At 67.4% G+C, this 524-nt stretch carries 1 protein-coding gene; it reads left to right on the top strand.

The window, feature by feature from the left end; translation table 11 throughout:
• Positions 1-496: sugar phosphate nucleotidyltransferase (locus ACXJKJ_RS32140; RefSeq protein WP_457395805.1), on the top strand; the 496-nt coding region annotated here is incomplete at its 5' end.
• Between the last annotated feature and the right edge of the window lie 28 nt (positions 497-524).

Genomic DNA, 524 nt, shown 5'->3' with positions numbered 1-524 from the left:
GATGCTCGCTGCGTGCCGCCAGGCGTTGGCAATGGCGAAGCGCGATGCCGACTTCATCCGCCTCGACAAGGCCGCCTTCGCGGAGTGCCCGTCKGATTCCATCGACTACGCGGTGATGGAGAAGACCGCGCATGCGGCGGTGCTGCCGATCTCGGTCGGCTGGAACGACGTCGGCAGCTGGTCGGCGCTGTGGGAAGTCGCCGACCAGGACGGCAACGGCAACGCCCACCATGGCGATGTCCTCGCGCAGAACTGCCGCAACACGCTGGCGTGGGGCGACGGTCGCCTGCTCGCACTGCTGGGGCTGGAGAACGTGGTCGTGGTCGACACCGACGACGCCGTGCTGGTCGCGCATAAGGACCACGTGCAGGACGTCAAGGGGATAGTGGCTGAGTTGAAGAAGCGCCAGCGCCCCGAGCCGACCTGGCACCGCAAGGTSTAYCGCCCGTGGGGSRSCTACGACTCGATCGACMAKGGCGAGCGTTTCCAGGTCTAGCGCATCACGGTGAAGCCCGGCGCGGGTC

This window comes from Roseateles sp. P5_E1, from assembly GCF_054049335.1.
This window is presented reverse-complemented; position numbering and strand designations above follow the sequence as displayed.